Annotated in this window: 28 protein-coding genes; 9 read left to right on the top strand and 19 right to left on the bottom strand. The window is 70.5% G+C overall.

What is annotated here, in order from left to right:
* Positions 1–73 precede the first annotated feature (73 nt).
* The 3 genes from ABIE65_RS21005 to ABIE65_RS20995 form a co-directional block, all read right to left on the bottom strand.
* A complete protein-coding gene (locus tag ABIE65_RS21005; protein WP_354080445.1) occupies positions 74–607 on the bottom strand; it encodes a sigma-70 family RNA polymerase sigma factor in 534 nt (177 codons plus the stop codon).
* A gap of 152 nt (positions 608–759) precedes the next feature.
* On the bottom strand, positions 760–1,338 hold the full coding sequence (locus tag ABIE65_RS21000; protein WP_354080444.1) for a hypothetical protein: 579 nt from the start codon (positions 1,336–1,338) through the stop codon (positions 760–762).
* Positions 1,335–1,895: a hypothetical protein gene (locus ABIE65_RS20995; protein WP_354080442.1), complete on the bottom strand. Its 561-nt coding sequence runs from the start codon at positions 1,893–1,895 to the stop codon at positions 1,335–1,337. The genes ABIE65_RS21000 and ABIE65_RS20995 overlap by 4 nt, the downstream gene beginning before the upstream one ends.
* A gap of 215 nt (positions 1,896–2,110) precedes the next feature.
* On the opposite strand from ABIE65_RS20995, the gene ABIE65_RS20990 reads away from it, so the two are divergent.
* Positions 2,111–2,500 (top strand): response regulator, encoded by a 390-nt coding sequence (locus ABIE65_RS20990; RefSeq protein ID WP_354080441.1) that lies wholly within the window; start codon positions 2,111–2,113, stop codon positions 2,498–2,500.
* Between the two features lie 44 nt (positions 2,501–2,544).
* Here the strand turns inward: ABIE65_RS20990 and ABIE65_RS20985 are convergent, their stop codons facing one another.
* On the bottom strand, positions 2,545–3,090 hold the full coding sequence (locus ABIE65_RS20985) for a sigma-70 family RNA polymerase sigma factor (protein ID WP_354080440.1): 546 nt from the start codon (positions 3,088–3,090) through the stop codon (positions 2,545–2,547).
* A gap of 365 nt (positions 3,091–3,455) precedes the next feature.
* Between ABIE65_RS20985 and ABIE65_RS20980 the strand changes: the two genes are divergently transcribed.
* Together ABIE65_RS20980 and ABIE65_RS20975 are read left to right on the top strand one after the other, a co-directional pair.
* Entirely contained in the window at positions 3,456–4,013 is a 558-nt protein-coding gene (locus tag ABIE65_RS20980; RefSeq protein WP_354080439.1) for a GNAT family N-acetyltransferase, read from the top strand.
* Positions 4,014–4,089: 76 nt separating this feature from the next.
* A complete protein-coding gene (locus ABIE65_RS20975; protein ID WP_354080437.1) occupies positions 4,090–5,340 on the top strand; it encodes a glycosyltransferase family 87 protein in 1,251 nt (416 codons plus the stop codon).
* Here the strand turns inward: ABIE65_RS20975 and ABIE65_RS20970 are convergent.
* The 4 genes from ABIE65_RS20970 to ABIE65_RS20955 all read right to left on the bottom strand — a co-directional run bounded on the left by ABIE65_RS20970 (position 5,328) and on the right by ABIE65_RS20955 (position 8,815).
* A complete protein-coding gene (locus ABIE65_RS20970) occupies positions 5,328–6,695 on the bottom strand; it encodes a vWA domain-containing protein (RefSeq protein WP_354080436.1) in 1,368 nt (455 codons plus the stop codon). The two genes, ABIE65_RS20975 and ABIE65_RS20970, sit on opposite strands and share 13 nt — an antisense overlap.
* A gap of 28 nt (positions 6,696–6,723) precedes the next feature.
* Complete coding sequence (locus tag ABIE65_RS20965) at positions 6,724–7,179, bottom strand: GFA family protein (protein ID WP_354080435.1); 456 nt, start codon at positions 7,177–7,179, stop codon at positions 6,724–6,726.
* A gap of 13 nt (positions 7,180–7,192) precedes the next feature.
* Positions 7,193–8,149, bottom strand: coding sequence for an AAA family ATPase (locus tag ABIE65_RS20960; protein ID WP_354080434.1), 957 nt, complete (start codon positions 8,147–8,149; stop codon positions 7,193–7,195).
* Between the two features lie 87 nt (positions 8,150–8,236).
* Entirely contained in the window at positions 8,237–8,815 is a 579-nt protein-coding gene (locus ABIE65_RS20955) for an LOG family protein (protein WP_354080433.1), read from the bottom strand.
* 180 nt (positions 8,816–8,995) lie between these two features.
* On the opposite strand from ABIE65_RS20955, the gene ABIE65_RS20950 reads away from it, so the two are divergent.
* Complete coding sequence (locus ABIE65_RS20950) at positions 8,996–10,579, top strand: Ig-like domain-containing protein (RefSeq protein WP_354080431.1); 1,584 nt, start codon at positions 8,996–8,998, stop codon at positions 10,577–10,579.
* Positions 10,580–10,637: 58 nt separating this feature from the next.
* Here the strand turns inward: ABIE65_RS20950 and ABIE65_RS20945 are convergent, their stop codons facing one another.
* Positions 10,638–11,099, bottom strand: a complete 462-nt coding sequence (locus tag ABIE65_RS20945) for a hypothetical protein (RefSeq protein WP_354080430.1) — start codon at positions 11,097–11,099, stop codon at positions 10,638–10,640.
* A gap of 287 nt (positions 11,100–11,386) precedes the next feature.
* Here ABIE65_RS20945 and ABIE65_RS20940 point away from each other — a divergent pair, with 287 nt between their 5' ends.
* Positions 11,387–12,430: an AI-2E family transporter gene (locus ABIE65_RS20940; protein WP_354080429.1), complete on the top strand. Its 1,044-nt coding sequence runs from the start codon at positions 11,387–11,389 to the stop codon at positions 12,428–12,430.
* Positions 12,431–12,465: 35 nt separating this feature from the next.
* Here the strand turns inward: ABIE65_RS20940 and ABIE65_RS20935 are convergent, their stop codons facing one another.
* Together ABIE65_RS20935 and ABIE65_RS20930 are read right to left on the bottom strand one after the other, a co-directional pair.
* On the bottom strand, positions 12,466–12,684 hold the full coding sequence (locus ABIE65_RS20935) for a hypothetical protein (RefSeq protein ID WP_354080428.1): 219 nt from the start codon (positions 12,682–12,684) through the stop codon (positions 12,466–12,468).
* A gap of 137 nt (positions 12,685–12,821) precedes the next feature.
* Positions 12,822–13,274, bottom strand: a complete 453-nt coding sequence (locus ABIE65_RS20930) for an Hsp20 family protein (RefSeq protein ID WP_354080426.1) — start codon at positions 13,272–13,274, stop codon at positions 12,822–12,824.
* A 219-nt stretch (positions 13,275–13,493) separates the two neighbouring features.
* Between ABIE65_RS20930 and ABIE65_RS20925 the strand changes: the two genes are divergently transcribed.
* The 3 genes from ABIE65_RS20925 to ABIE65_RS20915 all read left to right on the top strand — a co-directional run bounded on the left by ABIE65_RS20925 (position 13,494) and on the right by ABIE65_RS20915 (position 16,472).
* Positions 13,494–14,636 (top strand): M20 family metallopeptidase, encoded by a 1,143-nt coding sequence (locus ABIE65_RS20925; protein WP_354080425.1) that lies wholly within the window; start codon positions 13,494–13,496, stop codon positions 14,634–14,636.
* Positions 14,637–14,646: 10 nt separating this feature from the next.
* On the top strand, positions 14,647–15,792 hold the full coding sequence (locus ABIE65_RS20920) for a M20 family metallopeptidase (protein ID WP_354080424.1): 1,146 nt from the start codon (positions 14,647–14,649) through the stop codon (positions 15,790–15,792).
* 95 nt (positions 15,793–15,887) lie between these two features.
* Positions 15,888–16,472 (top strand): EF-hand domain-containing protein, encoded by a 585-nt coding sequence (locus tag ABIE65_RS20915; RefSeq protein ID WP_354080423.1) that lies wholly within the window; start codon positions 15,888–15,890, stop codon positions 16,470–16,472.
* Here ABIE65_RS20915 and ABIE65_RS20910 read toward each other — a convergent pair.
* A complete protein-coding gene (locus ABIE65_RS20910; protein WP_354080422.1) occupies positions 16,469–17,686 on the bottom strand; it encodes an MFS transporter in 1,218 nt (405 codons plus the stop codon). The genes ABIE65_RS20915 and ABIE65_RS20910 overlap by 4 nt on opposite strands.
* A gap of 127 nt (positions 17,687–17,813) precedes the next feature.
* Here ABIE65_RS20910 and ABIE65_RS20905 point away from each other — a divergent pair, with 127 nt between their 5' ends.
* Positions 17,814–18,707, top strand: a complete 894-nt coding sequence (locus tag ABIE65_RS20905) for a LysR family transcriptional regulator (RefSeq protein WP_354080420.1) — start codon at positions 17,814–17,816, stop codon at positions 18,705–18,707.
* Here ABIE65_RS20905 and sugE read toward each other — a convergent pair.
* The 7 genes from sugE to ABIE65_RS20870 form a co-directional block, all read right to left on the bottom strand.
* Positions 18,697–19,014 carry a quaternary ammonium compound efflux SMR transporter SugE gene (sugE, locus tag ABIE65_RS20900; protein ID WP_354080419.1) on the bottom strand — a complete coding sequence of 106 codons (318 nt, stop codon included), beginning with the start codon at positions 19,012–19,014 and terminating at the stop codon, positions 18,697–18,699. The two genes, ABIE65_RS20905 and sugE, sit on opposite strands and share 11 nt — an antisense overlap.
* A 124-nt stretch (positions 19,015–19,138) precedes the next feature.
* Positions 19,139–19,681, bottom strand: a complete 543-nt coding sequence (locus ABIE65_RS20895) for a GNAT family N-acetyltransferase (protein WP_354080417.1) — start codon at positions 19,679–19,681, stop codon at positions 19,139–19,141.
* A gap of 98 nt (positions 19,682–19,779) precedes the next feature.
* Positions 19,780–20,520, bottom strand: coding sequence for a phytanoyl-CoA dioxygenase family protein (locus tag ABIE65_RS20890; RefSeq protein WP_354080416.1), 741 nt, complete (start codon positions 20,518–20,520; stop codon positions 19,780–19,782).
* Positions 20,517–22,253, bottom strand: a complete 1,737-nt coding sequence (locus ABIE65_RS20885) for an NADPH-dependent assimilatory sulfite reductase hemoprotein subunit (protein ID WP_354080414.1) — start codon at positions 22,251–22,253, stop codon at positions 20,517–20,519. The genes ABIE65_RS20890 and ABIE65_RS20885 overlap by 4 nt, the downstream gene beginning before the upstream one ends.
* 20 nt (positions 22,254–22,273) lie before the next feature.
* Positions 22,274–24,040 (bottom strand): diflavin oxidoreductase, encoded by a 1,767-nt coding sequence (locus tag ABIE65_RS20880; RefSeq protein WP_354080413.1) that lies wholly within the window; start codon positions 24,038–24,040, stop codon positions 22,274–22,276.
* 11 nt (positions 24,041–24,051) lie between these two features.
* A complete protein-coding gene (gene cobA / locus ABIE65_RS20875; protein ID WP_354080412.1) occupies positions 24,052–24,903 on the bottom strand; it encodes a uroporphyrinogen-III C-methyltransferase in 852 nt (283 codons plus the stop codon).
* A complete protein-coding gene (locus ABIE65_RS20870; RefSeq protein WP_354080411.1) occupies positions 24,900–25,460 on the bottom strand; it encodes a precorrin-2 dehydrogenase/sirohydrochlorin ferrochelatase family protein in 561 nt (186 codons plus the stop codon). Before ABIE65_RS20870 ends, cobA begins: the two co-directional genes overlap by 4 nt.
* Positions 25,461–25,589 lie beyond the last annotated feature (129 nt).

Below are 25,589 nucleotides of genomic sequence, written 5' to 3'. Positions count from 1 at the left end.
TCGCCGGAGGATCATCCGTTCACCCTAACAAACCGTCAATGCCGCGCTTCGCCCGTCTTTCGTCAGGCCGCGGTCACACCGCCGGTTCCAGTTCAACTTGCTGTTCCTGCGCGGCGAACAGGTGAAGCAGCGCCCGGCGTGCGCGGCTCACGCGCGACCGAATGGTGCCGATCGGCACCACCATCACCTCGGCGGCCTCCTCGTAGGTCATGCCCTCGACGACGACGAGCAACAGCGCCTCCCGCTGCTCGTCCGGGATCTCGAGCATGCAACGTTCCAGCTCCTTGAGCGCCACGACGTCGGCCTGGGCCGAAGGTGACGGCTGCTCGAACGCCGCGGGCCTCTCGTCGATCGAGGTCACGCCGTAGCGCTGGTTGCGGCGGCAGTTGTTCAGGTGGGCGTTGCGCAGGATCGTGAACAGCCACGCGCGCAGATTCGTGCCCGGGCGGAACTGATGCAGGTGATCGATGGCGCGCAGCAGCGCCTCCTGGACGAGGTCGTCCGCCTGGTCGCGATGGCGGCAGAGCACCATCGCGTAGCGGCGAAGATGCGGCAGCTGCTCCGTCAGGGAAGCAACCAGGGAGGCGTGATCCGCGTGTTCGGGCATGCAGTCAACCATGTACGACCCCGATGCTGAGGGAGCCGGAGCCGGCGGCGAAGCGACCGCGGCACGGGGTGCGGGCGAAAGCGTGTTCATGCGTCGTAAACCGTGTCCGCGAGGGTTTGTTCCACCGTCGCGTTCAGGGGTTCCTGTGCGCGTTAGGGGGCACCCGCCGGCTCGGCCGGGCGCGGATAGCGCTGACGGAGCCTCGCCAGGGTTTCGCTGGTCGTGAAGGCGCCGGCGTCGTCGCGGCGGAGTTCGGCGACGAAGGTCACGCCGACGGCGATCTCCGTCGAGCGGTCGGCATAGATCGGCGGGCCGTAGAACGGGTAGGGTCCGTAGTAGCGGTGGTGCCGATAGGGCCAGGGCGCATAGAAGGGGTCGGGCGCGTAGGCGGTCTCGACCGTCGCATCGATGTTGTTCTCCCGCTCGGCGATGTCGAACGACGCCGCCCCGCGCCCTTCGGCGATCTCCGCCGCATGCAGGAGCGCCAGATCGTAGGCTAGGCTCACCAGCCGGTCGCTTTCCCGTTCGCGCGCGGCACGGCTGAGATCGTAGCTGCGGCGGATCGGCGCCCTGTAGCCGATGCGCACCCGGTCGCCACCGAGATCCTCGTCGAAATAGCCGAACGAGCCTGTGGTCTGCAGTGCGGAGTAGAGGGGCGGCTTCGGGCCGGCCGCGCAGCCCGCCGCGGCGAGACAGCCCAGGACAGCCGCCATGCGTGCGAGGTGCATCATGGGGTCTGCTCCGCCGGTATCGGGGCAGGGAAGCGTGCGTAGGTCGTCTCGTCCCCGGGGGACGTCAGCGTCGCCTGGATCTCCCACCCGCCTGCGGTCTGCCGATAGCGCGCCGTGTTCGCCACGGGCAGGATGGCCGTCGTCCGCCGTGCCTCCGGCTCGCGGTCGGCAGTGCCGCCGCCCAGCGGGAAGGACAGGCCGATACCGACGCCGGTGCCGAATCCGCCGTGCGAACTGTAGCCGCCGCCCACGCCGACGCTTGGGCGGATACCGCCGCCTGTCGAGCCGCGCGACAGGTTTTCGCGCGTGATCTCCGCCGCTTCCGTCTGGGTGCCGTCCGGTGCGAACAGCGTGACCCGGCTGACCCTGTAGTGGGCACCGGGGTCCTCGATCGTCACGCGGATGGTTCCGTCGCGGTAGACGGTCGCCCAACTGACCTCCGGGGCGGCAGCCGCCTCGGCCGGCACGGCATCGCTGCCGGCGCCGGTGCCGCAAGCGCTCGCGGCGAGCAGCAGAAGCCCGGCGAGCAACCGGGTCGGGCGAACGGCCGGTCGCATGGGTTTCATCCAGCTCGATCGGTTGATCATATTGCGGATCTAGGGCGCCGCCCGGCCGATTTCACCTCGCCCTGCACCCTCTGCGGAACGGAGGCCGATCACCAACGTTTGCATGGTGCGGTCTCCTGCAGATGGGGGATTTCGCGACGTGCCGCTTCGCAGCATGTTATGGATTGGTGCATTCCGCGGCACCGAATTACGCAAGGGTAAACGTCTTGCCGCAACGCAGGATCCGCATCCTAATCGTCGAGGACGATTTCCTGCTGGCCGAGGAGCTGCGGGCGACGCTTGTCGAATGGGGCCACGAGGTCGTGGGGCTCGCCGGCCGGGGCGAGGCGGCCCTCACGCTCGCCATCGAAACCCGCCCCGACCTGCTGATCTCCGACGTGCGGCTGCGCGACTCCATCAACGGCGTCACCGTGGCCGAGGAGGTCAACCGCCGGATGGGGACCAAGGTCATCTTCCTGACCGCCTATCCCGCCGAGGCGCTGACGAGCGGACGGACCTGGGGCGCACGCTTCCTGGGCAAGCCCTATTCCGAGGACGAACTGCGCGACGTCATCGCCGAAGTGATGAGCGACGACGAAAACGATGCCGGGGCCTAGAGCGCGGGGGGCCTGAAGAGCGAGGGGGCTGAAGAACGCCGGGCCTAGCCGCCGGCCATCCGCACGGCCGGCATCTCGGCATCCGCCCGCGGCGCGATGCGTGGGCGCGACGTTTCCTGCAGGGCGCGGAGACGTTCGCGCGCCCGGAACAGCCGCGACTTCACGGTACCCACGGCGATGCCCAGGACCTCGGCGACTTCCTCGTAGCTGAAGCCCTCGACGCCGATCAGGAAGAGCAGGTGCTGGTCGCGCTTGGTGAGGCGCGCGAACGCCCGCTCGAACTCCCGGATCTCGATGGTCGACGACTGGGTCGCCGGATACTGCGCCCCGGCCTCCCATTCGTTGATCGGCACGTGCGGACCGCGGCGCTGGGTCCGCCGCAGCGCGTCGCAGTGCAGATTGTGCATGATCGTAAACAGCCAGGTGCGCAGGTTCGTGCCCGGCTGAAACTGAAAGAAGCGTGAGACGCTACGCTCGAGACAATCCTGGACAAGATCGTCCGCCTTGTCGGCGTCGCGAACCAGCGCACGGGCGTAACGCCGCAGCGCGGGAATGTGCGATTCGATCGCTTCTGCCTGTTCGCGATCCATCAAACCTCCAGGCGGGCTCGGCGAAGATCCGAACGCCAGCCTCCCTAGTCGGTACCATGTTAGCACCGGCTGCACAAACCGGGATTATTCCCGGACCGGGCACGAAAAATTGGTCAGGCGCCGCCACATCGCAACAACGAAAGCCGTTTGCGGGCCAGATAAAGCTGTTGTGCGGCCTTCGCGCTCGCCTATATTCGCCGCGATGCAACCGAATGCCACATACCGACGACGACGCCGTGCCGCCGGCTTTTCGGCCGCCACGGGCATCTTTCGTCGTCCGGCCCCCGCCGCCTTCGGCTGCAGCGGCTAGCTCCCGGACCGGACGAAGTGTCCGCACTTCGTTCGACGATCATTCGGGACCTGCCATGTTTCACCTCGCGCCTTTCCATGCTCACGACGCCGACGCGGTCGAAGCCCTGCTCGACCGGGCGTTCGGACCGAACCGGCTGACGAAATCGTCATACGCCTTCCGCGGCGGTATCGAACCCGTCGCAGGCCTGCGATTCGTCGCCCACGGCGCGGAGGGCTTGGTCGGCACGATCGCCTGCTGGCCGATCGCCGTCGGTGCGGCCGGAACGTCCGCCCTTCTGCTCGGTCCGGTCGGCGTCGAGCCGGGTCTTCAGGGCAAGGGCATCGGTGCTGCGCTGATCGAGCGGACGCTGACGGACGCAGCAGCGTTCGGGCACCGGCTGGTGCTGCTGGTCGGCGATCCGGTCTATTACGCCCGCTTCGGCTTCCGCTCCGCGGCGCCGCACGGCATCGCCGTGCCGGGCGAGCCGCCGGGGCGGCTGCAATATTTCGAGCTGGTGCCCGACGCGTTGGCGGGCGTCGCCGGCACGGTGATGCGGAGCGATGCCGTGACCGGTACCGCCGTGCCGGGCGCGGGCGGCTGCGGCGCCGAAGCCGTTCTGACCCGGCGGTAACGCCGTAGCCTTTTCAGGCCGCGTTAACCAAATGCCCCTAGCGTCCCCTGCGGCACATGCGGGCATGGACGTGAAGATGGCTTCCCTGGAACTCGACATGCGAGCGGTCGCGCCGTCGCCCTCCGGAGGCGCGGCGCCCGTCCAGACCGTCGCGATCGCGGCGACGCTGGCGGCGCTGGTGTCGATCTACCTCTTCTTTCTCGTCCCCTATCTGCAGGCGGGAAGCGGCATCTTCGACGCGACGGGTCATGCCTTCGGACGCGACTTCGCGAACATCTGGACGGCGGGGCGGCTCGGCGTCGACGGCCAGACGCACCTCATCTACGACCTGCGCCTGTATCATGTGGTGCAGGACACCTATTTCGGCGTCGATTACCCCCTGCACGCCTGGTCCTACCCGCCGGCGTTCCTGCCCTTCGTGCTGCCCTTCGGCACCATGTCCTACCTCACCGCCTTCGCGCTGTGGACGGTGCTGACCGGCGGGCTGCTGCTGCTGGCGGCGCGCGCCTGGGGCGCCGACGGCTGGGGGCTCGCGCTGCTCGCGCTCTCGCCGGCGGTGGTCATCAACGCCTTCGGCGGCCAGAACGGCGCCCTCAGCGCGGCGATCCTGCTGGGCGCCCTCTATCAGCTCGACCGGCGTCCGGTCCTGGCGGGCATCCTGATCGGCTGCATGGTGTACAAGCCGCACCTGGCGCTGCTGATGCCGGTGGCGCTGCTGGCGGCCCAGCGCTGGCGGGTGATCGCCGTCGCGGCGACGACCGTCGCGGCGCTGATCCTCTTCAGCATCAGCATCTACGGCATCGAGCCCTGGATCACATACATCACCGAGACGGCGCCGCTCCACGCCAAGGTCCTGCAGAAGGGCGAGGGCGCCATCCCGCTGATGATGCCGGGCGCCTACATGGCGGCACGCGTCCTCGGACTGCTCGACTACGCCCCGTATATCCAGGCGGCCTTCTCGGCGATCGCCGTGGCGGCGGTCGCCTGGGCGTGGCGGCGGCCGGACGAGCCCATCCTGCGCGCCGCGATCTTCCTGGCGGCCGTGCCGCTGGCGGTGCCCTATGCCTTCAACTACGACCTGACGGTCACCACGGCGGCGGCCATGCTGGCGGTCATCCGTTTCCGCGGCCGGGTCGGCTGGCCGCTGGCGGTCTCGGGCCTGGCGGTCTGCACGCTGCCGGCGCTGGTCCTGATCGTCAACACCCTGGAACTGCCGCTCGGTCCGGTGATCTTTACCGGCTTCCTGGCGGCGCTGCTCGCCGCCCTGAACGCGATCCCGCGCGCCGCCGCGCATCCGCGGCGCGCAGCCGTCCTTCAGACCCCCTGACGGGCGATGTGCAGCAGGTCCTCTATGACCCGCTCCAGATGGTCGAGGGTCGAGCATTCCCGCACGAGGTCGCAATAGGGACGATAGCGGCGCATTTCCGAATCCCCGGTGCCCCAGAGCGGCGGCACCTCGGGGTTCAGCCACAGCACGCGTTTCGCGCGGCCGTGGATCTCCTTCAGGATTTCAGCCTTCGGGTCGGTGTAGTTGGACCGGCCGTCGCCGAGGATCACCACGGTCGTTTTCTTGTCGACGGTGTTGAGCCACCCGTCGCGGAAAATCTGCAGCGATTCGCCGTAGTCGGTCGACATGTAGCCGACCTTGTTCATCACGTCGGCGACCGCTTCCTCGACCGGCTTGCGCTCGAAGATCTGGCTGGTCTCGATCAGGTTGCCCGAGAAGGCGAAGGTCCGCACGTCGTGCAGCAGTTCGTGCAGCGCGTAGATGAACTGCAGCAGGAAGCGCGCGACCGCCGCCACCGAGCCGCTGACGTCGCAGATCGCGATGACGCGCGGGCGATCGAGCTTGCGCTTCTTCCACTCGATCTCGAACAGGACGCCGTCGCTGCCGTAGTTGCGGCGCATGGTGCGGCGAATGTCGAGCTGGCCGCGGTTCTTGATCTTGCGCCGGCGCGAATGGATGGCGATCAGCCGCTTGCAGATGCGCTGCACCAGCTGCTTCATCTGCTCCTGGTCGCGCCGGTCGAGATTGCCGAGGCGCGTGCGGCGCAGCCGGTCCTCGCGCAGTTCGGTGGAGGTGGCGCGGCCGAGCAGCGACAGCTGCTGCTCGACGAAGTTGCGCACCTGCTCGAACAGGCGGGTGCGCTGCTCGCGCAGCTTGCCGGCACCGCCGCCGCCCCCGCCTTCGCCGCCCTCGCGTTCCATCGCGCTGATGGCGCTGTCGACGGCCTCGATGCCCATGGCCTGCAGGATGCGCTGGGTGTAGAGCCCGCGCTGGGTGAAGTATTTGATGTTCTCGACGCCGACCTCGCGCGCCGCCTCCTGCATCGCGACGGCGAGTGCCGCGTCGTCCTGGTCCTTCACCATCTGGACGAGCGGGTGATCCGGGACCTCGGGTGAGGCGCCCTTCTCGGTGTCCCCGTCCTGCTCGCCATTCTCCTCGCGATCCTGGCCGCCGCGGAAGCTGTCGGAGCGGAAGAACTGGTCGAAGCAGTCCTCGAAGGCCTGCTTCTCCTCCTGGGTCTTGGCGAGCGCCATGGACAGGGCGTCCTTGAGCATGGCGCGGTCCTGCCAGCCCACCAGTTCCGCCGTCTCCAGCGCGTCGAGCGTCTCGGCGACGGAGACGCGCACGTCGACGCCGCGCAGTGCCGCCAGGAAGTTGGTGAAGGTCCTGTCCATGGAATTTCCCTGCCGCTCCCGGCCGGCCTCAGCCGTCGTTGCGGTCGTGCTCGTATCGTTTCAGCGCGCCGATGTCGTCGAGCCAGGAGAGGCGACGCACGGCCCAGAGTTCATATGCGGGCGGTGGCAATCGCTGCGGTTCGTCGAACGTGCCGACGGGCACGGCATATTCCTCGCCTTCATCGCCATAAACCGGGGAACCGCAGGCCGGGCAGAAGCGGCGATCGATGGTGGCGGAAGTTCGGAAGCCCTGCGTCTCGCCGGTCACCTGCACCGCGTCGGCACGGAAGACCGCGAAGGAGGGCAGGGGCGAACCGCCTTGCCGCTTGCACGTCGAGCAGTGGCAGAGGCCGACGCGCAATGGCGGACCGGCGGTCCGATAACGGACCGCGCCGCATAGGCATCCGCCCGTCAGGCCGCCGTCCGTATGGCCACTGCCCGTCCGGGCATGCGTCGGTTCGCTTCCGCTGGTCTCTCCCGTCATCCCGGCCTCCACCCTACTCGGCGGCGTGCTGCTCCTTGAGCGCGTGGCGCGTGATCTCGTAGAGCTGCTCGTCGACCGCCTTGATGTCCTCCTCGAACTTGAGGAACACGTTCAGCGTCTCGCGCACCAGGTCGGCGTCGAGCGACGTCGAGTGCAGCAGCAGCAGCACGCGCGCCCAGTCGATCGTCTCGCTGACCGACGGCTGCTTCTTCAGGTCGAGCTGGCGCACCTGCTGGACGAACGAGACGAGTTGGTCGCGGAGGTTCTCCGGGATGTGCGGCACCCGCGCCTGGATGATCTTGCGCTCCAGCTTCGAATCCGGGAACGGCACGAACAGGTGCAGGCAGCGGCGCTTCAGGGCGTCGCTCATCTCGCGCATGTTATTCGACGTCAGGAACACGAACGGCCGCACGCCGGCGACGATGGTGCCGAGTTCCGGGATCGAGATCTGGAACTCCGACAGGATCTCCAGCAGGAACGCCTCGAACTCCTGGTCCGACTTGTCGACCTCGTCGATCAGCAGGACGCAGCCCTTCTCCTCGCGCAGCGCCTTCAGCAGCGGCCGCGGCTCCAGGAACTGCTCGGAGAAGAACACGTCGCTGAACCGGTGCAGCTGGTTCATCGAATCGGCGAGGGTGTTGGCGCCCTCGAGCAGGTCGCCGATCTTGTCCTTCAGGATCTGGGTGTAGAGCAGCTGCTTGCCGTACTTCCACTCGTACAGCGCCTTCGCCTCGTCCAGGCCTTCGTAGCACTGCATGCGGATCAGCGGCAGATCGAGATACTCGGCCGTGGTGTTGGCGAGTTCGGTCTTGCCGACGCCCGCCGGGCCTTCGACCAGGATCGGCTTGCCGAGATGGCAGGCGACGTAGACGGCGGTCGCGATCGACCGCGAGCAGATGTAGCCGTGCTCGGCGAATCCCTTCTGGATCTGCTCGATCGACGCCAGCTTCTCGTTGTGGATGTCCAGCATGCAAATGTCCCTACAATAGCCGCGGCGGATCTTGCCGCCCCGGGCCGCCGCACACAAGGCGCAATCACCGTGCGTCGGCGGCCGGCGTCAGAACAGGCCCGAACCTGAGCCGGGATGGCGCTTCGGCGCGCGTTCCGCGGCATCGAGTGCCGCCTCGGGCGTCTCCGCCACGGTGTAGAGGCCGGAGAGCTCGGCGCCGGCGAAGTCGCTCCGGATGACGTGGTTCAGCAGCACCGTCAGCTTGTGCCAGTAGCCGTTCACGTCGACCAGGACCACCGGCTTGTCGTGATGGCCGAGCTGGCGCCAGGTGAGGATTTCCATCGTCTCGTCCAGCGTGCCGATGCCGCCGGGAAGCACGAGGAAGGCGTCGGCGAGGTCGAACATGCGGCGCTTGCGCGTGTGCATGCTGTCGACGACCTCCAGCTCCACGCCGGTATGCGCGACCTCGCGGCGCTGCAGGAAGTCCGGAATGATGCCGATGGTCCGTCCGCCGGCCGCCAGGACGGCGTCCGCCACCACGCCCATCAGGCCGATGCGGCCGCCGCCGTAGACCAGGGTGATGCCGCGCGCGGCGAGCAGGCCGCCGAGCCGCGCCGCGGCCGCCGCATGCGCCGGATCGATGCCGACGCGCGAGCCACAGAAAACGCACACCGAACGCAGGTTCATCCATCAGCTCCCCGGCAGGGCTCCGCATGCCGCCGCTGCGGAGGCTTACGTTCAAATTTCCGATGGGTGCCGTCACCATTCCGCATTAAAAGGGACAACAGCATCCGTGCGGGAATTTCGCTGCAGTGCAGCATGCGCCTTATAGGCGCCGCGACTGGGGATGTCGAACGGCGAGGCGACGTGAAGCGATTTGTCATTCTTGGCGGCCTCGGCGTGGCGGCGATTCTGCTCGCCGCCGGGCTGGATCTGTTCTTCAACAGGGACGTCCCGGAAAAGGCGGTGGTGACGGGAACGACGCCGGCCCTGCCTGGGGCGGGCGCCGGCGCCCCGCGCGGCCCTGCCGCGCCGGCGACGACGTCCGCCGAGGCGCCGCAGGCGACCAGGGAGCAGCAGCCGGCGGTCAGCGCGCCGGCGGTGGTGCCGCCTCCGGCCGAGGCCGAGAAGCCGGTGCCCACCGCGCCGACGTTCGACATCGTCCGCGTCAACCGCGAGGGTGCCGCCGTGATCGCAGGCCATGCTGCGCCCGACGCGACCGTCACCGTCCGCGACGGCGAGGGCAAGCTCGGCACCGTGCAGGCCGACCGGCGTGGCGACTGGGTGCTGATCCCCGACCGGACGCTCGATCCGGGGACGCGTCAGCTCAGCCTGCAGTCCGAGGACAAGGGCGGGCGCACCGCGGAGTCCGAGCAGGTCGTGGTGATCGCCATACCCGAGCGCGACGCAGCGGCCGGCGGGACACTGGCGGTTGCCGTCCCGCGTGACGAGGTCGGGCCCAGCCGCCTGCTGCAGCGGCCGGCCCCGACCGCCCCCGCGGGCGCGCCGGCCCCGACCTCGGCAATCGCCCAGACGACTGCCGCAGCGACGGGCCAGGCCGAGGTGGCGGCGACAGCGACGGCCGTGACGGATGCGGCCACCCCGTCCGCCACCAATTCGACCACCGGTTCCAGCACCGATCCCGCCACCGATCCGGGCACGGGCATGGGCACGACCGCCACGGTCTCCGCCGACATGATGGCTTCCACCGCCTCCACCACCGCCTCCACCACCGCCTCCACCACCGCCTCCACCACAGCCTCCACCGGCGCGTCCGTCGCCGCGCCGACCGGGACCCCGAACGGCATCCCGGCGGGCACCTCCACGGGCGATCCGGCGGCGGCGACGCCGCCCGCGCTGCCGCCCGCATCGGCCGAGCGCCCCGCATCGGCCGAGCGCGTCGCGACGGCTGCGGCGGAGCCGGCGTCGCGCGATTCCGCCTCGCGCGATCCGGCGCCGGCGACGCCCGCTCCCGACGCCGGCCCGGCTGGCGGCACGCCGCGGGTCGACACGATCGACTATGACGACAAGGGCAGCGTCGCCCTCAGCGGCGCGGCCAAGCCGGGTTCGACGGTCGGCGTCTTCCTGGACGGTGCTTCGATCGGAACGGCAAACGCGGATGCGGCGGGGCGGTGGCAGCTCACGCCGCAGGCCGATGTGGCCGCGGGCCGCTACACGTTGCGCGCCGAGGAGCGCAACGCGGCGGGCACGGTGCAGGGATCGGTGGAGCTGCCGTTCGAGCGGGCCGGCGCCATCGCGGATCTGCAGCCGGGACAGGTGGCCGTCGTGCAGCCGGGCAACAGCCTGTGGCGGATCGCACGGCGCACCTATGGGCAGGGCACGCGCTATACCGTGATCTACGAGGCGAACCGGCAGCAGATCCGCAATCCGGACATGATCTTCCCGGGGCAGATCTTCACGCTGCCCAAGCCGGAGACGGCGTCGAACTGAGGGGCGCGGCCGGATCGCCTGCCGGGCGCGCCGAGCGCCTCGCGCGACGAGGGCCGGCTCAGGCTGCGACGCTGCCGCTGCGGGCGCGGTGGCGGGCGGGAAGCAGCGGCTCCAGTTCCTCGACCTCCGGCTTCACGTCCAGCATGAAGCAGACGAGTTCCGTCATCAGGTTGTCGGGACGCAGCGGTGCCTCGATCCTGCAGCGCGAGTATGCGCAAAGGTTCCGGCCGTCGGTGAGCAGCAGGCCGCGTTGACCGCGGACGCGCGACAGGATGCGCTTGCGCGCGTCCGCCGCCTCGGCCGTGAAGGGCACGGCACCGATCACCGCCGCGAGTTCCAGGTCGACGGTGCCGTCGCCCAGGCGCGCCTCGGCGCGGACGGGCACATCGAAACAGCGGAAGGAGAAGCGGATCGGCTTGCCGCGCTCGCGCCGCCCGATGATTCCGGCGCGTGTCACGCGGATGTCCTCGATGCCCCAGTCGCCGTCCGGCCGGTCGAGGAACTCGAGTACGGCTTCCATTTTCTCCGGTACCTGAACTGGCAAGCTCACATTCGTCTCCCGCGTTCTTTCCCGCACGCCGGGCCCGCAAGCTACGGTTCTACCGTGGAACGCTTTAAGGCGGCGTAAACGGCGGCCGACGGAACCGGCCGCGGGAGGCAACCTTTCTGTCCCTTCCGGAGTTAGTGGCGGGCGACCGCGGCACAGGCATCATGAAAACCGGACGTCCACATACCGAACGCAACGGACACCGTCCGGGAGAGCGTACCGAACACCCGTCACTGCCGATCGGCCGTCGCGCCGTCTCCGTGCGATCGTTCCCGCTGACGGCGATCTTCTGCATCGTCGTGCTGTTCTCGCTCTACGTCGCCCGCGACGTGTTCGTCCCGTTGGTGCTCGCCTGCTTCCTGTACCTTGTGCTGTCGCCGATCCTGCGCGGACTGGAACGCCTGTACGTGCCGACGGCGCTCGGCTCGGGGATGATCGTGCTCGCCCTGGTCGGGCTGCTGGCCTACGGCCTATTCGTGCTGGCGACGCCGGTCGGCGAGTGGGTCACCCGCTTTCCCGACATGATGGCGGAGGCGCGCTACAAGATCGAAGCGCTGAAGCAGCCGATGGAACAGGTGCGCGCCGCATCAGAGCAGGTGGAGCGGATCACCGGCGTCGACGGCGAGCAGGGCGCGCCGCAACGTGTCGTCGTACAGGCGCCGGGGCTGCTCGAGCAGCTGTTCGGCAACATCTCGCTGATCGGGATCCAGCTGCTGCTGATCCTGGTGATCCTCTATTTCCTGCTCGCCACCGGCTCCATCTTCCGCGAGAAGCTGGTCCACGTGATGCCGACCTTCGGCGACAAGCGGCGGGCGATCGCGATAACGGGCGACATCCAGCGCCAGACGTCGCGCTACCTCCTCACCATCACCCTGATCAACGCCGGGCTCGGGGTGGCGCAGGGGATCGCGATGTATTTCGTCGGTCTGCCGAACCCGCTTCTCTGGGGCGTCATGGCGTTCGTCCTGAACTTCATCCCCTATGTCGGCGCGCTGCTCGGGGCGGGGGTGGTCGGGCTGGTGGCCCTGATCAGCTTCGACAGCATGACCCATGCCGCCGTCGCGCCGCTGGTCTATCTGGCGCTCACGGCGGTGGAGGGGCAGGTGGTCACGCCCAGCGTGCTGGGCCGCAGCCTGGTGCTGAACCCGCTGGTGATCTTCGTCGCGGTGATGTTCTGGGGCTGGCTCTGGGGCGTCCCGGGTGCGTTGATGGCGGTGCCGCTGCTCGTCGTGCTGAAGGCCATCTGCGACAATGTCGAGTCGTGGGGCGCGCTCGGCGAGTTCATCGGCGGAAGGCGCGAGTAGCGCCCCCGCCCGATGCCCGGGCGACAGGCTCTGCCTCAGTGGAGGCTAGCATACTCCATGCCTTCGGTGCGGATCGCGGCGATGGCGTGCTCGACCGAGGGAGCGACGCCGATGAGCGTGCCGTCGGCGCCGTGAATGGCGACGCCCTCGACACCTTCGATGACGGTCGGACGCGTATAGGCGATCACGCCGTTGCCGACGTTGCGCAGTTCCGCGGACAGCGTCTCGGTGCTGGTGATGCCCTGGTAGGTCATCGTTCTTCTCCTCCTCGGAGCGAGGAAACCGCAATTCCCCACGGACGAGCATCGCCCGCAAGCATTGAAGTCGAGTTAATACGTCGGTACCGGCCGAACAGATCGGCGGAGACTGTCGAACGCATCCGGCCGGGGTGTCAGGACTGGGACGACCCCTCGATGCGCGTGCGCGTCTTGCGCTGGGGCGCGCGGATCTCGATGGTGCGGCTCATACTCGCCGGCTCGGGCCGTTCCAGGTCGATGTGCAGCAGGCCGTTCTCCAGGGTCGCCCCCAGGACGTCGATGCCCTCTGCGAGGACGAAGCGGCGCTGGAACTGGCGCGCGGCGATCCCGCGATGCAGGAAAACGCGACCGCCATCGTCCACCTGCTTGCCGCGCACGACCAGCTGGTTGCCTTCGATCGCGACCTGCAGGTCTTCGTCGCCGAAACCGGCGACCGCGAGCGATATGCGCAACGCGTTGTCGCTGCGCTGCTCGATATTGTAGGGCGGATAACCGTCCGACGACGTCTTGGCGACGCTGTCGAGCACCCGCTCGATATGGTCGAACCCCAGCAGCAGGGGGCTGTTCAGGATGGACAGTTTCGCCATCGCGCACCTCTGGAAAGCGAGCGCGGATCAGTCGCGGGTCCATGCCGGCACCCGGGTACGGCCCTGCGCCAGGCACCGCACCGCCACATTACTTGGTGCACCGGTGCGCCGGGTCAAGCCGTGCGGGGCGCGAGCGACCCTTCGGTTTGACATGCCGGAGCCGCCATGCAACCGTCCGTCCGCCCTTCCGGGTGCCCCCTTCCTGACAGACGGCCCACCATGAACGAACGCAGTTCCAACCTGCCGCGCATCGACGCGGAGGAGATCCTCGAAGGCATCCGCGAGTGGGTGGCCATCGAAAGCCCGACCAGTTCGGCGGCGGGCGTGAATGCGATGATGGACGCCGCACAGGAGCGGCTGAAGGCCCTGAACCTGGGCGTCGAGCGCATCCCGGGCCGCGACGGCTACGGCGACCTGGTGAAGGCGCGCACGCCCTGGGGCGGCGACGAGCCGGGCATCCTCGTGCTCTGCCACCTGGACACCGTGCACCCGATCGGCACCCTCGGCCGCAACAGCTTCCGGCGCGAGGGCGACATCGTCTACGGGCCCGGCATCTACGACATGAAGGGGGGCGCGTTCATCGCGCTCTACGCGCTGCAGCACCTGATCCGCCAGGGCAAGGAGAGCCGCCTGCCCGTGACCATCCTCTACGTCTCGGAGGAGGAGGTCGGCAGCCCGATCTCCCGCGCCGTCATCGAGGCCGAGGCGAAGAAGGCCAAGTACGTGCTGGTCACCGAGCCGGCGCGCGAGGGCGGCAAGATCGTCACGGCGCGCAAGGGCGTCGCGCGGTTCAAGATGACCGCGACGGGCCGCCCGGCCCATTCCGGCTCGCGCCACCAGGACGGCCGCAGCGCCATCCGCGAGATCGCCCGCCAGATCCTGACGATCGAGGGGATGACCGACTATGAGCGCGGCGTCACCACGAATTGCGGCATGGTCAGCGGCGGCACGGCGGTCAACGTCGTGCCCGCGAGCTGCACCGTCGAGATCGACGCGCGCCTGCCCGACGCCGAGACGGCGAAGGAGGTCGTCGCCGCGATCCTGAACCTCAAGCCGCACGACCCCGACGTCGAACTGGTGGTCGAGGGCGAGCTGAACCGCCCCCCCTTCGAGAAGTCCGAGGGCATCTCCGCCCTGTTCGAGCATGCGCGCCGCTGTGCGGCCGAGGCGGGCATCGACCTGCAGGACCTGAAGACCGGCGGCGGCTCCGACGGCAACTTCACGGCGGCCCTCGGCGTGCCGACGCTGGACGGGCTCGGCGTCGACGGCAAGGGCGGCCACACCGAGTACGAGCAGATCTACTATTCGTCGCTGGAGCCACGCACGAAGATGTGGGTGCGTCTCTACGAGACGCTGGCATAGAGGCGCGACCATGGGCGACACGTCCAACGAGCCGAAGGTCGACGCCGAGGAGATCCTGACCGGCATCGTGCGCTGGGTGGAGATCGAGACGCCGAGCCAGGACGGCGCGGCGGTCAACCGCCTCGCCGACGCGATCGAGCGCGAATTCGTCGAGGTGGGGGCGAAGACCGAGCGCATTCCCGGCCGCGACGGCTTCGGCGACGTGCTGATCGCGCAGGCGCCGTGGAACGGCGAGGCAGACGGGCCGGGCATCATGGTGCTGGGGCACATGGACACTGTCCACCCGCACGGCACGATCCGTCGGCTGACCGTGCGGCGCGAGGGCGACAAGGTGTTCGGCCCCGGCATCTACGACATGAAGGGCGGCGACTATCTGGGCTTCTACGGCCTGCGCCACCTGCTGCGCCAGGGCAAGCGGGCGAAGCTGCCGGTGACCTTCCTGTTCGTGCCCGAGGAGGAGGTCGGCAGCCCGACCTCGCGCGCCATCATCGAGCGCGAGGGGCTGAAGGCGAAATACGTGCTGTGCATGGAGCCGGGCCGCGACGGCGGCAAGGTCGTCACCGGCCGCAAGGGCTGCGCGCGCTTCGTCGTGAAGGTGCACGGCGAACCGGCGCATTCCGGCGCCCGCCACGAGGACGGCCGCAGCGCCATCCGCGAGGCGGCGCGCCAGATCCTCGACATCGAGGCGATGACCGACTATGCGACCGGCGTCACCACCAGCGTCGGCCTGTGGGGCGGCGGCACCGGCGCCAACGTCGTGCCGGAATTCTCGACCTTCGAGGTCGACGTCCGCCTCCCCGACGCGGCCAGCGCCGAGGCGGTCTGCGCCCGCATCGCGAACCTGAAGTCGCACGACCCCGACGTGACGATCGAGGTGACCGGCGGGATGAACCGACCGGCTTACGAGAAGACGCCGGCCATCGCCGCCCTGCACGAGCATGCGCGCAGGCTGGCGGCGGAGATCGGCATCCCGCTCGATGAAACCTTCACGGGCGGCTTCAGCGACGGCAACTTCACCGCGGCCCTGGGCATTCCGACGCTGGACGGGCTCGGCGTTGACGGTGCCGGTGCGCACACCGAGGAGGAGCATCTCTACTACTCCTCGCTGGAGCCGCGCGCGAAGCTGCTGATCCGCCTGCTCGAAACGCTGGAGTAGCGGCGACGGACGCCCGGGTGGCTGGCAGTTCGCCGTCGGGGCGCCATATTCGATCGTCACCGTGACCGTCCGCGTCCTGGAGTGCCGATCCGCGCATGATCCGAACCGCCGCCCTCGCGCTGCTCGCCCTGACCTTCGCCGTCCCCGCATCGGTCGGCTCCGTCCTGGCGGCGCCCCCTGCGCCCCCTGCCACGGCAGAGGCGCCGCCGACCGCGGCCGTCGGCCGGTTCGACCGCTTCATCGTATCCTCGGGGCCGGTCTGCCAGCGTGAAGCCTCGGGGCGCTGCGTCGACCGGGGGCTCGCCTTCGCCGACCGCGACGGCGACGGCCGCCTGTCCGTCGACGAACTCGACGTGGTGCGGCGCGAGCTGAAGGCCTGGCTCGCCTGGAAGGGGCCGAAGCTGACCGCGGCCGAGCGCACCGGTGCCTCCCTCGGCGTCTGGCTGGTCGACACCGCGGGGCTGCCCGCCCTGTTCGACAGTTTCGACGCCGATGCCGACGGGCGCGTCACGCGCGGCGAACTGCTCGCCGACGTGCGGCTCGACCACCGTCCGCTGGGCGACGTGCTGCTCGATCCCCAGGCCGTCGACCGCAGCGCCGTGGCGAGCCGCGTCGGCAAGCTGGCACCCTTCCTCCAGGGCTTCTTCGGCATGGGCGCCAGCGCCGCACCCGCGCGTTAGGACGCGGATGGTTCCCCGCGGCCGAAGCGGGCGTAGAGGACGATGCCCGCCGCCACGATGACCAGGGCGATGCCGAGCGACATGGCGAGCGCCGCCGCGTCGCCGAACCGCTCGATCACCACCGCATAGACGAGGGGGGCGGCGGCCGAGAGGAAGAAGCTGGGCACCAGCAGCCTTCCGACCAGGGCGCCGTAGGTGCGCGGGTCGAACAGGACGAGCGGCAGCGTTCCGCGGGTGATCGTCAGCAGCCCGTTGCCGGCGCCGTAGAGGAAGGCGAAGGCGATCGCCGCCGGCACGAAGCCGCCGAACAGACCGGCGACGAAGCAGACGGGCAATGCCCCGGTCGCGATCAGGTTCAGCGCCGTCGGATGCAGCCGCCCGCCGAACAGCACGTCGCACAGCCGCGCGCTCGACTGGCCGATGCCGCGCAGGGTGGAGATCCAGACCGCGACACCCGCCGCCAGCCCGAGGCCGCCGAGCAGCCCGATCATGTGCGCCGACATGCCCGACGCCAGGAAGTTCACCAGCGTCACGCTGGTGACGTAGAGGAGCCCCGCCAGGAACCGGCCGGGAACGGCCGCGGTCTTGCCGTCGGCGGTCTTCGGCGCAGGCGGATGGGCGAAGCGGTCCGGTTGGATCGCGAGATGCAGCGGGATCGTCATCAGCGCTATGGCGGCATAGCAGAGCAGGGCACCGCGCCAGCCGAACGCCTCGGCGAGGGCATGGCCGATCGGCCAGAAGGCGGTGGAGGCGAGGCCGCCGAGCAGGGTTATCTGCGAGATCGGCCGCTTGGCCGCCGGACCGGCGATGCGCGCCAGCGCCGCGAAGGCCGCCTCGTAGAGGCACATGCGCATGGCGAGGCCGAGCACCAGCCAGCCCGCATAATAGACGACGAGATCGTGGCCGAAGGCGATGACGACGCAGCCGAGCGCCGACAGGCACGATCCCGCCACCATGACCGGCCGACCGCCGCGTTCGTCGATCAGCCGGCCGACCAGCGGCGAGGTGGCGCCCATGACGACGAGGGCGGCCGAGAAGCCGCCGAAGACGATCGACCGGCTCCAGCCCATGTCCGCGGCGATCAACTCGCCGAACAGGGCGATCATGTAGAAGGTGATGCCCCAGCAGACGAGTTGCGACAGGCCGAGGCACCAGACGGTCCGGCACGAGACGGCCCCCGGCAGATCCGGGCGCGCCCCGGCTTCGGTCCCCATCATCCTGCTCCGTCCCTGGGCCGTCCCGGGCCCCTCATCGATCTGTCACAGACGCCGGGAAGATTGCGGCACCCCGGTGCATAAGCCAATGTTTGCTTGGTTATGCAGCGGATAAGCGGAGCCTTGGGTGCGGGATCTCCACCTCGACCATCTGCGGGCCTTCGTCGAAGTGATCGAGCGCGGCAGCTTCTCTGCCGCGGCGACGCGGCTCAACCTGACGCAGCCGGCGATCAGCCAGCAGGTGCGCAGCCTGGAACGGCGGCTCGGCGTGCGGCTGATCGAGCGGCTCGGGCGGCGTGCGACGCCGACCCTCGCCGGCGAGGAACTGCTGGCGCACTGCCGCACCATCGACGCCGCCGTGGGTGCCGCGGTCGCCGCCATGGACCGCCACGCCACGGGCACCGTCGGCCAGGTGCGCCTCGGCACCGGCGCGACCGCCTGCACCTACCTGCTGCCGCCTGTGCTGCGCCGCCTGCGCGCGGCCTTCCCGTCGCTGCAGATCGTCGTGGTCACCGGCAACACGCCGGACCTCGCCCGCGCGGTGGAGGAGAACCGCATCGATGTCGGCCTGCTCACCCTGCCGACGCCGGGGCGGATCTTCGACGTGACGCCGCTGCTCGACGACCCCTTCGTCGCCTTCACCGCCGCCGACGATGCCGCCGACCTGCCCGACACCGTCGACGCCCACTGGCTGGCGCGGCGGCCCGTCGTCCTCTACGAGCCGGGCGCGCACACCCGGCGCCTCGTCGATCTCTGGTCGGCCCAGGCCGGGGTGTCGATCGCGGCGGTGATGGAACTCGGCAACGTCGAGGCGATCAAGCAGCTGGTCGGTGCCGGCCTCGGCTGCGGCGTGCTGCCGGGCATGGCGGTGCCGGCGGGCGAGAGGGGCCTCGCCGTGCGGCCCCTCGACCCGCCGCTCAGCCGCCAGCTTGGCCTCGTGCTGCGCCGGGACAAGGTCCTGCACCGCGGCCTGCGCGAAGTGGTCGAGGCGCTGAAGGCGCTGGCCCCGGCTATGGGGTGAGCAGCTTCAGGCCGGCGATGCCCGCGACGATCAGGGCGATGCAGGCGAGCCGCAGGGCGTCGGCCGGCTCGCCGTAGAGGACGATCCCCAGGATCGCCGTCCCCACCGTGCCGATCCCTGTCCAGACCGCATAGGCGGTGCCGACCGGCAGGCTCTTCAGCGCCAGGCCGAGCAGGCCGATGCTGACGACCATCGCCGTCAGCGTGGCGAGGGTGGGAACGAGGCGGGTAAAGCCATCTGTGCATTTGAGGCCCATCGCCCAGCCGATTTCCAACAGGCCGGCGACGAAGAGGAGAATCCATGCCATTGCGGACCCCGATGTCCGAAGGCAGGGCCGTCCCCGCCGATGCCCCCTTTGACGCGGGTGAGGTCGTCCTCACGGAGGCGGCGATGGCCGGGATATAGGCGGTGGGGGCGGGGTTTGAAGCCGCTCAGCGCGGCGCGGTGTCGCCGGGGCCGAGGGGGCGCTGCATCAGGACCGAGTCGAGCCAGACGCCGTGTTTCCAGCCGACCGAGCGCAGCGTGCCGACCGGCTCGAAGCCCTGGCTGACGTGGAGCGCGATGGAGGCGCGGTTGGCGGAATCGCCGATGACCGCCACCATCTGGCGGAAGCCGCCGGCTTCGGCCTCGGCGATCAGGCGGCGCAGCAGCAGGCGGCCGATGCCGCGGCCGTGGAAGGCGCGGTGCACGTAGATGGAATTCTCGACCGTGCCCGCATAGGCGGGGCGCGGCCGGTAGGCGCCGGCATAGGCGTAGCCGGCGACCACGCCGCCCACGGTAGCGACCAGATAGGGATAGCCCGCCGACACCAGGCGCTCGCGCCGCGCCGCCATCTCCGCTTCGTCGGGCGCGTCCAGTTCGAACGAACTCCGGCCCTCCCGCACCTCGCGGCCGTAGATCGCGGTGATCGCCGCGATGTCCGCTGGCGTGCTCGGGCGGAGCACGATCTCGGCGATGTCGGTAACGGCGTTCATCGAAGAGGCCTCGTCTGTGGTGCGAGGCGGATGATGCGGCGGTCGGCATCAGAACGGAATCTTATGCTCGTTATGCGCGGCATAAGGCGGGCTTTGGGTCAGCCGGCGACGAAATAGGGCGTCGGCCACAGGCAGTCGTCGCTGCGCGGGGCCGCCACGGGCAGTTCGACGACGAAGGGCGCGCGCCGGCGGCCGAGCGGGCGCGGCGGCTCGTCCGGGACGAGCCCGGCAAAGAACAGTGACGGCGCCGGGTGCGCCGCGCCGTCGGCCACCGCATGGAACAGCGTCGGCCGGATCAGCACCACCGACCCGGCCGGCAGCGAGAGGAGCATCGGCGATGCCGGAATGGCCGTCGCCTGTGCCGCCCGGTCGCGCGGCGCCGTGCCCTCGGCCCACACGAACAGCCCGGCACCCGGTCCGGCATCCTCCAGGAACACGACGGCGGTGACGGCCCCCGCCGGGTCCAGCCCGTCGAGGCGCTGCCAGGCCTCGCCGTCGCACCAGACGCCCGCCGGCACGGGGCGGCGGCCGCCCGGCCAGAGGCGCGTCTGGTGCAGCCGGACCGCGGCGCCGAAGCCGGCACGCGCCGTCAGCCGCGGATGCAGCGCCAGGTCGAGGAAGCTGCGCTGGTGGCGGTGCGGGCCGAAGACCGTGCCGCGCGGCGCCTCCGGCGACAGGGTGCCGTCGGCGTGCCGGCCGTGCAGCAGGCCGATCGCCCGCGCCTCGTCGGCGAGCCAGCCGATCTCCTCGCGCGCGAACAGGCGCGGCAGGACGGTGAATCCCGCCCCGGAAAAGGCTTCGCGCTGCGGCACGGCTGCGATGGATGCGAGCGCGGTCATGCGGCGGGCTCCCCCGCGGACATATCGTCGTGGAAGGTCCGGCCGGAGAGCGTCAGCGCGACGTGGCCGGTGCGGATGACGAAGTCGCCGAAGCGCTCGCCGGATAGGCGGTCGGCGGCATAGGCGCGGATCAGCGGCGTCAGGGCCGCCAGGATCCCGTCATGGTCGAGGTCGCGGCGGTAGAGCCGGTTCAGCCGGGACCCGTCGAAGGCGGCGCCGAGATAGAGGTGATAGGTGCCGGGCGCGCGTCCGACGAGCCCGATCTCGGCCAGATAGGGCCGCGAGCAGCCGTTCGGGCAGCCGCTCATGCGGATGACGATCTCGTCCTCGCGCAGGCCCGCCTCCTCGAGCACCGCGTCGAGCGCGTCGATCAGGGACGGCAGGTAGCGCTCGCTCTCCGCCAGGGCGAGGCCGCAGGTCGGCAGCGCCACGCAGGCGACGGCGTTGCGGCGCAGGCCGCTGTGCACGTTGCCGACGCCGTGCGCGCGCAGGGTGGCCTCGACCACGGCCTTGGCCCGGTGCGTCAGGCCGCAGATCATCAGGCTCTGGTTCGGCGTGATGCGGAAGTCGGCGCCGCGCCGGGCCGCGAGCTGCTTCTCGGCGATGATCCGCAGCGCGCTGCGCAGGGCGTAGCCCGGCCGGTCGGCCACCCTGCCGTTCTCGACGAACAGCGTCAGGTTCCAGTCGCCGCCGGCCGTCTTGGCCCAGCCGTAGCGGTCACCCGTCCGGTCGAAGGCGAAGGGCCTTGGCGCCTCCAGCGCGAAGCCGGCGCGGCGCTCGACCTCGGCCCGGAAGGCCTCCAGGCCGTGCCGCTCGATCGTGTATTTCAGCCGCGCCTGCTTGCGGTCGGACCGGTCGCCCCAGTCGCGCTGCACGGTGACGATCGCCTCGGCGAGGGCCGTCGCGCGGTCGGTCGTGCAGAAGCCCAGCAGGTCGGCGGTGCGCGGGAAGGTGCGCGGCTCGCCGTGGGTCATGCCCATCCCGCCGCCGACCGTGACGTTCCAGCCGGCGACCGCGCCATCCTCGACGATGGCGATGAAACCGAGGTCGTGCGCGTAGACGTCGACGTCGTTGTCCGGCGGCACGGCGACCACGGTCTTGAACTTGCGCGGCAGATAAGTGGCGCCGTAGACCGGCTCGACCTCCGGCTCGCCGCCCTCGACCTTCTCGCCGTCCAGCCAGATCTCGCGATAGGCGCCGGTCTGCGGCGTCAGGTGCGTGCTCAGCGCCCGCGCCAGGTCCAGGGCCGCCGCATGGGCGCCGCTGGCGCGCGGGTCGGCGCTGCACATGACGTTGCGGTTGACATCGCCGCAGGCGGCGATGGTGTCGAGCAGGCCGGCGTCGATCGCCCGGATCGCGTCGCGCAGGTTGCTCTTGATGATGCCGTGGAACTGCACCGCCTGGCGGGTCGTCAGGCGGATCGTGCCATTGGCCTGCGCGTCGGCGATCCGGTCGAGGGTCAGCCACTGCGCCGCGTTCAGCACGCCGCCCGGAATGCGCACGCGCGCCATGAAGGAATAGGCGGGTTCCAGCTTTTTCTTCCGCCGCTCAGGCCGCAGGTCGCGGTCGTCCTGCTGGTAGATGCCGTGGAACTTGGTGAGTTGCGTGTCGTCGTCGGCGAGCGCGCCGGTGACGGCGTTCGAGAGGCCGTCGGCGATGGTGCCGCGCAGGTGGCGGCTGGCCCCCTTGATGCGCTCGTTCGGCGACAGGATGGCGGGTGAATGGTCGGGCATGTCGGTGTTCCCGATGGGTTTCAATAGACATCGCGGAGATAGCGGCCGTCGCGGGCGAGGCCGGCGACGAAGTCGGCGGCGGCCTCCTCGCCCAGGCCGCCCCGGTCGGCGGCGATGCGGCGGAGCATGGCGTCGACGTCCTTCGCCATCTGCTTCTCGTCGCCGCAGACGTAGAGGCGTGCGCCGTCCTGGAGCCACGCCCAGAGGTCGGCCCGGCGCTCCCACAGGCGGTGCTGGACATAGAGCTTCGCCGGCTGGTCGCGCGAGAAGGCGACGTCCATGCGGCTCAGCACGCCCTCCTTCAGCCAAGCCTGCCAGTCGAGCTGGTAGAGGAAGTCGTGGGTGAAGTTGCGGTCGCCGAAGAACAGCCAGCTGCGGCCCCGGGCGCCCACGGCCTCGCGCTCCTGCAGGAAGGCGCGGAAGGGTGCCACGCCGGTGCCGGGGCCGATCATGACGATCGGCGTCGCCGAGTCGGTCGGCAAGCGGAAATGCCGGTTCGGCTTCAGGAAGACGCGCGCCACGTCACCCGGCCGCCGGCGGTCGGCGAGGAAGGTCGATGCGACGCCGAGGCGGACACGCTCGCGGCTGCTCCAGCGCACGGGCGCCACCAGCAGGTGTGCCTCGTCCGGCGCCAGTCTCAGGCTCGAGGCGATTGAGTAGGAGCGCGCCGGCAGCGGCCGCAGCAGGCCGCGCAGCTGGTCCGCGGTCAGCCGGTGCGGACGCTCGGCCAGCAGGTCGAGAACCTGCCGGCCTTCGGCATAGGTGCGGAAGCGGGCCCCGTCGGCGAGGCCGGCAATGGTCGCGTCGCCGGTGAGCGCGGCGTAGCCCTCGACCACGGGTCGGGTGAGGGTGGTGACGTCGTGCGCCGCCAGCAGCGTGGCGCGCAGGCCGTCATCGCCGCCCAGGCCGACCGCCTCCATCACCGCCTCGACGGTGGCCGGATCGTTCTCCGGCACGACGGCGAGGGCGTCGCCGGGCTCGTAGCCGATGTCAGAGCCGGCGAGCGACAGCTCCAGATGGATCGTCTGCTTGCTCGAGCCGGAGCCGTTGAGGTTCACCGCCTCGGCGATCTCCGCCTCGAACGGGCGGCTGCGGCTCCAGGACGGCGCCTCGGCGGCCGGCGCATGCGCGAAGTCGACGTGGATGACCGCGGCACCCGCGCCGTCGTCGCGACGCAGCGCCTGGAGTGCCTGCTGCGTCCAGGCTTCGGCGGGCGTCTCGTAGTCGAGGTCGCAGTCGACGCGATCCGCCGCCCGCTCCGCCCCGAGCTCGGCCAGCCGATCGTCGATGCGGCGGCCGACCTCGCAGAACTGCGCATAGGCCCGGTCACCAAGCGCAAGCACCGAGAAGCGCAGCCCGTCGAGCCGCGGTGCATCGTCGGCGAGCAGCCCTTCGTAGAAGGCGGCGGCGCGCTGCGGCGGCTCGCCCTCGCCCCAGGTGCTGGCGACTACCATCAGCGCGCCCGCATCCTTCAGCGACGCGAGGTCAGCGTCCGCCATGTCGATCAGTCGTGCGGCGAAGCCGGCCCGGCCGGCGGCGCGCTTCGCCGCGTCGGCCACCGCTTCCGAGTTACCCGATTCGGTACCGTAGAGGATCGTGAGCGGCTGCCGTGCCGCCGGCGCCGGTGCGTTGGCCGCTGCCGGTCGTCCCGCAGCCTGCAGGCCGGCGAGGAAGCCGCTCAGCCAGCTGCGCTGTTCGGGGTTCGAACGGGCGATAACGCCGTTCAGCGCGTCGATCTCGTCGGCGGCGAAGGGCGCGCTCGCGGGGAGGAGGGGGACGGCGGACATGCGTCTTCCTTCTAGGCGGTGCCCGAGACGGCTGCGACGATGGGCGCGGCGACCGGGGCTGCGACGGGGAGGCGCCCGGCCGGCGGCGTCTGCAGCCAAGGCGCGATGGCGTCGCGCAGCGCCACGACGCGGCCGACGACCACCAGCGTCGCGGCCTCGGGCGGAATGGCCGCGGCAACCGCACCGGCCTCGGCGAGGGTGGTTATCCGCACCCGCTGGCGCGGTGTGGTGGCGTCGCTGACGAAGGCGACCGGCTCGTCCGCCGCCCGGCCGCCGGCCATCAGCCCGGCGGCGATGCCGGCCATCCGGCCGCGCGCCATGTAGAGGACCAGCGTGTCGGCGGCGCGTGCCATCGCCGGCCAGTCGGGATCGCCCTCGGCCGTGGCGTGGCCGGTAGCGAAAGCGATCGAGCGGCCTACACCGCGGTGTGTCGCCGGCAAGGCGATGGAGGCGAGGCCGCCGACACCGGCGCTGATACCGGGCACGATGCGGAAGGCGATGCCGGCTGCGGCGAGCGCCAGCGCCTCCTCGCCGCCGCGGCCGAACAGCATCGGGTCGCCGCCCTTCAGCCGGACGACGCGCAGCCCCTGCCGCGCCAGGACGATCAGCCGCGCGTTGATGCGGAGCTGCGCGGCACTCGGCCGCCCGGCGCGCTTGCCGACCGCCTCCAGCTGCGCGGCCGGCCGCGCCAGCGCCAGGATCTCCGGCGAGACCAGGGCGTCGTGCAGGATGACGTCCGCCGCCTCCAGCGCCCGCAGGGCGTGCAGCGTCAGCAGGCCGGGATCGCCCGGTCCGGCACCGACCAGCCAGACGGTGCCGGGTTCGAAATCGCGACTCTCGATGCCGGAAGCTGGGGTGCTCATGGCAGCCAGCCCTCCTCGGCGACGGCGGCCCGCGTGCGGCGGCCGACCTCGTCCATCGTGCGGCCCTCGGCGCGCCAGTCGGCGCGCCGGCCGCGCAGCCGCTCCAGGCGCTCGGCCCAGTCGGCGGTGTAGGTCCGTTCCAGTTGCTCGCGCACCATCGACGCCAGGCCGGGGCTGGCGCCGTTGGTCGAGGCGGTCAGCAGAAGATTGCCGCGGCGCACCTGGGCGACGTTGTGGAAGTCGCAGTTCGGCCGATCGTCCTCGACGTTGACCAGGACCTTGGCCGCCCGCGCCCGCGCCGCGAGGTCGCGCGCGGCGTCGGGCGGCAGGTCGGCGATCCAGAGCAGGCTGATTGAGGCCAGGTCCGCGTCGGACGGCAGCCGCCGCACCAGCCGGTCACCCGCCGCCTGGACCATCAGCGGGCGCGGCGCGTCCGAATAGATGGTCGTCGCGGTGGCGCCCCCCGCCCGCAGCGAGCCGAAGCGCCGCACGGCGAGGTCGCCGCGCCCGACGAGCGCGATCGAGAGGTGGGCCGGATCGAGGGCAATCGGGATCATCGGGATGCCGTGAGCGGGTTCGAAGGCCAATGATGTAGAAATATTTTGCTCACTTGGGCAATATGGATGGAGAAGAAAGCATAATATTTCCGGATCGGCCGCATCGGACGGCCGGTTTCCGCTACGGGA

Origin of the sequence: Constrictibacter sp. MBR-5, from assembly GCF_040549485.1 — a bacterium.
Lineage (GTDB): Bacteria > Pseudomonadota > Alphaproteobacteria > JAJUGE01 > JAJUGE01 > Constrictibacter.
The sequence above is the reverse complement of the archived record's forward strand: the minus strand, read 5'-3'. Positions and strand labels throughout refer to the sequence as shown.

Coding starts and splice junctions, on each gene's coding strand:
- ABIE65_RS20975 (WP_354080437.1), top strand. CDS start 4,090: ATGGCTTCCCTGGAACTCGACATGCGAGCGGTCGCGCCGTCGCCCTCC.
- ABIE65_RS20890 (WP_354080416.1), bottom strand. CDS start 20,520: ATGACCGCGCTCGCATCCATCGCAGCCGTGCCGCAGCGCGAAGCCTTT.
- ABIE65_RS20915 (WP_354080423.1), top strand. CDS start 15,888: ATGATCCGAACCGCCGCCCTCGCGCTGCTCGCCCTGACCTTCGCCGTC.
- ABIE65_RS20895 (WP_354080417.1), bottom strand. CDS start 19,681: ATGAACGCCGTTACCGACATCGCCGAGATCGTGCTCCGCCCGAGCACG.
- ABIE65_RS20945 (WP_354080430.1), bottom strand. CDS start 11,099: ATGGAAGCCGTACTCGAGTTCCTCGACCGGCCGGACGGCGACTGGGGC.
- ABIE65_RS20985 (WP_354080440.1), bottom strand. CDS start 3,090: ATGGATCGCGAACAGGCAGAAGCGATCGAATCGCACATTCCCGCGCTG.
- ABIE65_RS20920 (WP_354080424.1), top strand. CDS start 14,647: ATGGGCGACACGTCCAACGAGCCGAAGGTCGACGCCGAGGAGATCCTG.
- ABIE65_RS20955 (WP_354080433.1), bottom strand. CDS start 8,815: ATGAACCTGCGTTCGGTGTGCGTTTTCTGTGGCTCGCGCGTCGGCATC.
- ABIE65_RS20925 (WP_354080425.1), top strand. CDS start 13,494: ATGAACGAACGCAGTTCCAACCTGCCGCGCATCGACGCGGAGGAGATC.
- sugE (WP_354080419.1), bottom strand. CDS start 19,014: ATGGCATGGATTCTCCTCTTCGTCGCCGGCCTGTTGGAAATCGGCTGG.
- ABIE65_RS20910 (WP_354080422.1), bottom strand. CDS start 17,686: ATGGGGACCGAAGCCGGGGCGCGCCCGGATCTGCCGGGGGCCGTCTCG.
- ABIE65_RS20965 (WP_354080435.1), bottom strand. CDS start 7,179: ATGACGGGAGAGACCAGCGGAAGCGAACCGACGCATGCCCGGACGGGC.
- ABIE65_RS20960 (WP_354080434.1), bottom strand. CDS start 8,149: ATGCTGGACATCCACAACGAGAAGCTGGCGTCGATCGAGCAGATCCAG.
- ABIE65_RS20935 (WP_354080428.1), bottom strand. CDS start 12,684: ATGACCTACCAGGGCATCACCAGCACCGAGACGCTGTCCGCGGAACTG.
- ABIE65_RS20885 (WP_354080414.1), bottom strand. CDS start 22,253: ATGCCCGACCATTCACCCGCCATCCTGTCGCCGAACGAGCGCATCAAG.
- cobA (WP_354080412.1), bottom strand. CDS start 24,903: ATGAGCACCCCAGCTTCCGGCATCGAGAGTCGCGATTTCGAACCCGGC.
- ABIE65_RS20980 (WP_354080439.1), top strand. CDS start 3,456: ATGTTTCACCTCGCGCCTTTCCATGCTCACGACGCCGACGCGGTCGAA.
- ABIE65_RS21005 (WP_354080445.1), bottom strand. CDS start 607: ATGCCCGAACACGCGGATCACGCCTCCCTGGTTGCTTCCCTGACGGAG.
- ABIE65_RS20880 (WP_354080413.1), bottom strand. CDS start 24,040: ATGTCCGCCGTCCCCCTCCTCCCCGCGAGCGCGCCCTTCGCCGCCGAC.
- ABIE65_RS21000 (WP_354080444.1), bottom strand. CDS start 1,338: ATGATGCACCTCGCACGCATGGCGGCTGTCCTGGGCTGTCTCGCCGCG.
- ABIE65_RS20970 (WP_354080436.1), bottom strand. CDS start 6,695: ATGGACAGGACCTTCACCAACTTCCTGGCGGCACTGCGCGGCGTCGAC.
- ABIE65_RS20995 (WP_354080442.1), bottom strand. CDS start 1,895: ATGCGACCGGCCGTTCGCCCGACCCGGTTGCTCGCCGGGCTTCTGCTG.
- ABIE65_RS20930 (WP_354080426.1), bottom strand. CDS start 13,274: ATGGCGAAACTGTCCATCCTGAACAGCCCCCTGCTGCTGGGGTTCGAC.
- ABIE65_RS20870 (WP_354080411.1), bottom strand. CDS start 25,460: ATGATCCCGATTGCCCTCGATCCGGCCCACCTCTCGATCGCGCTCGTC.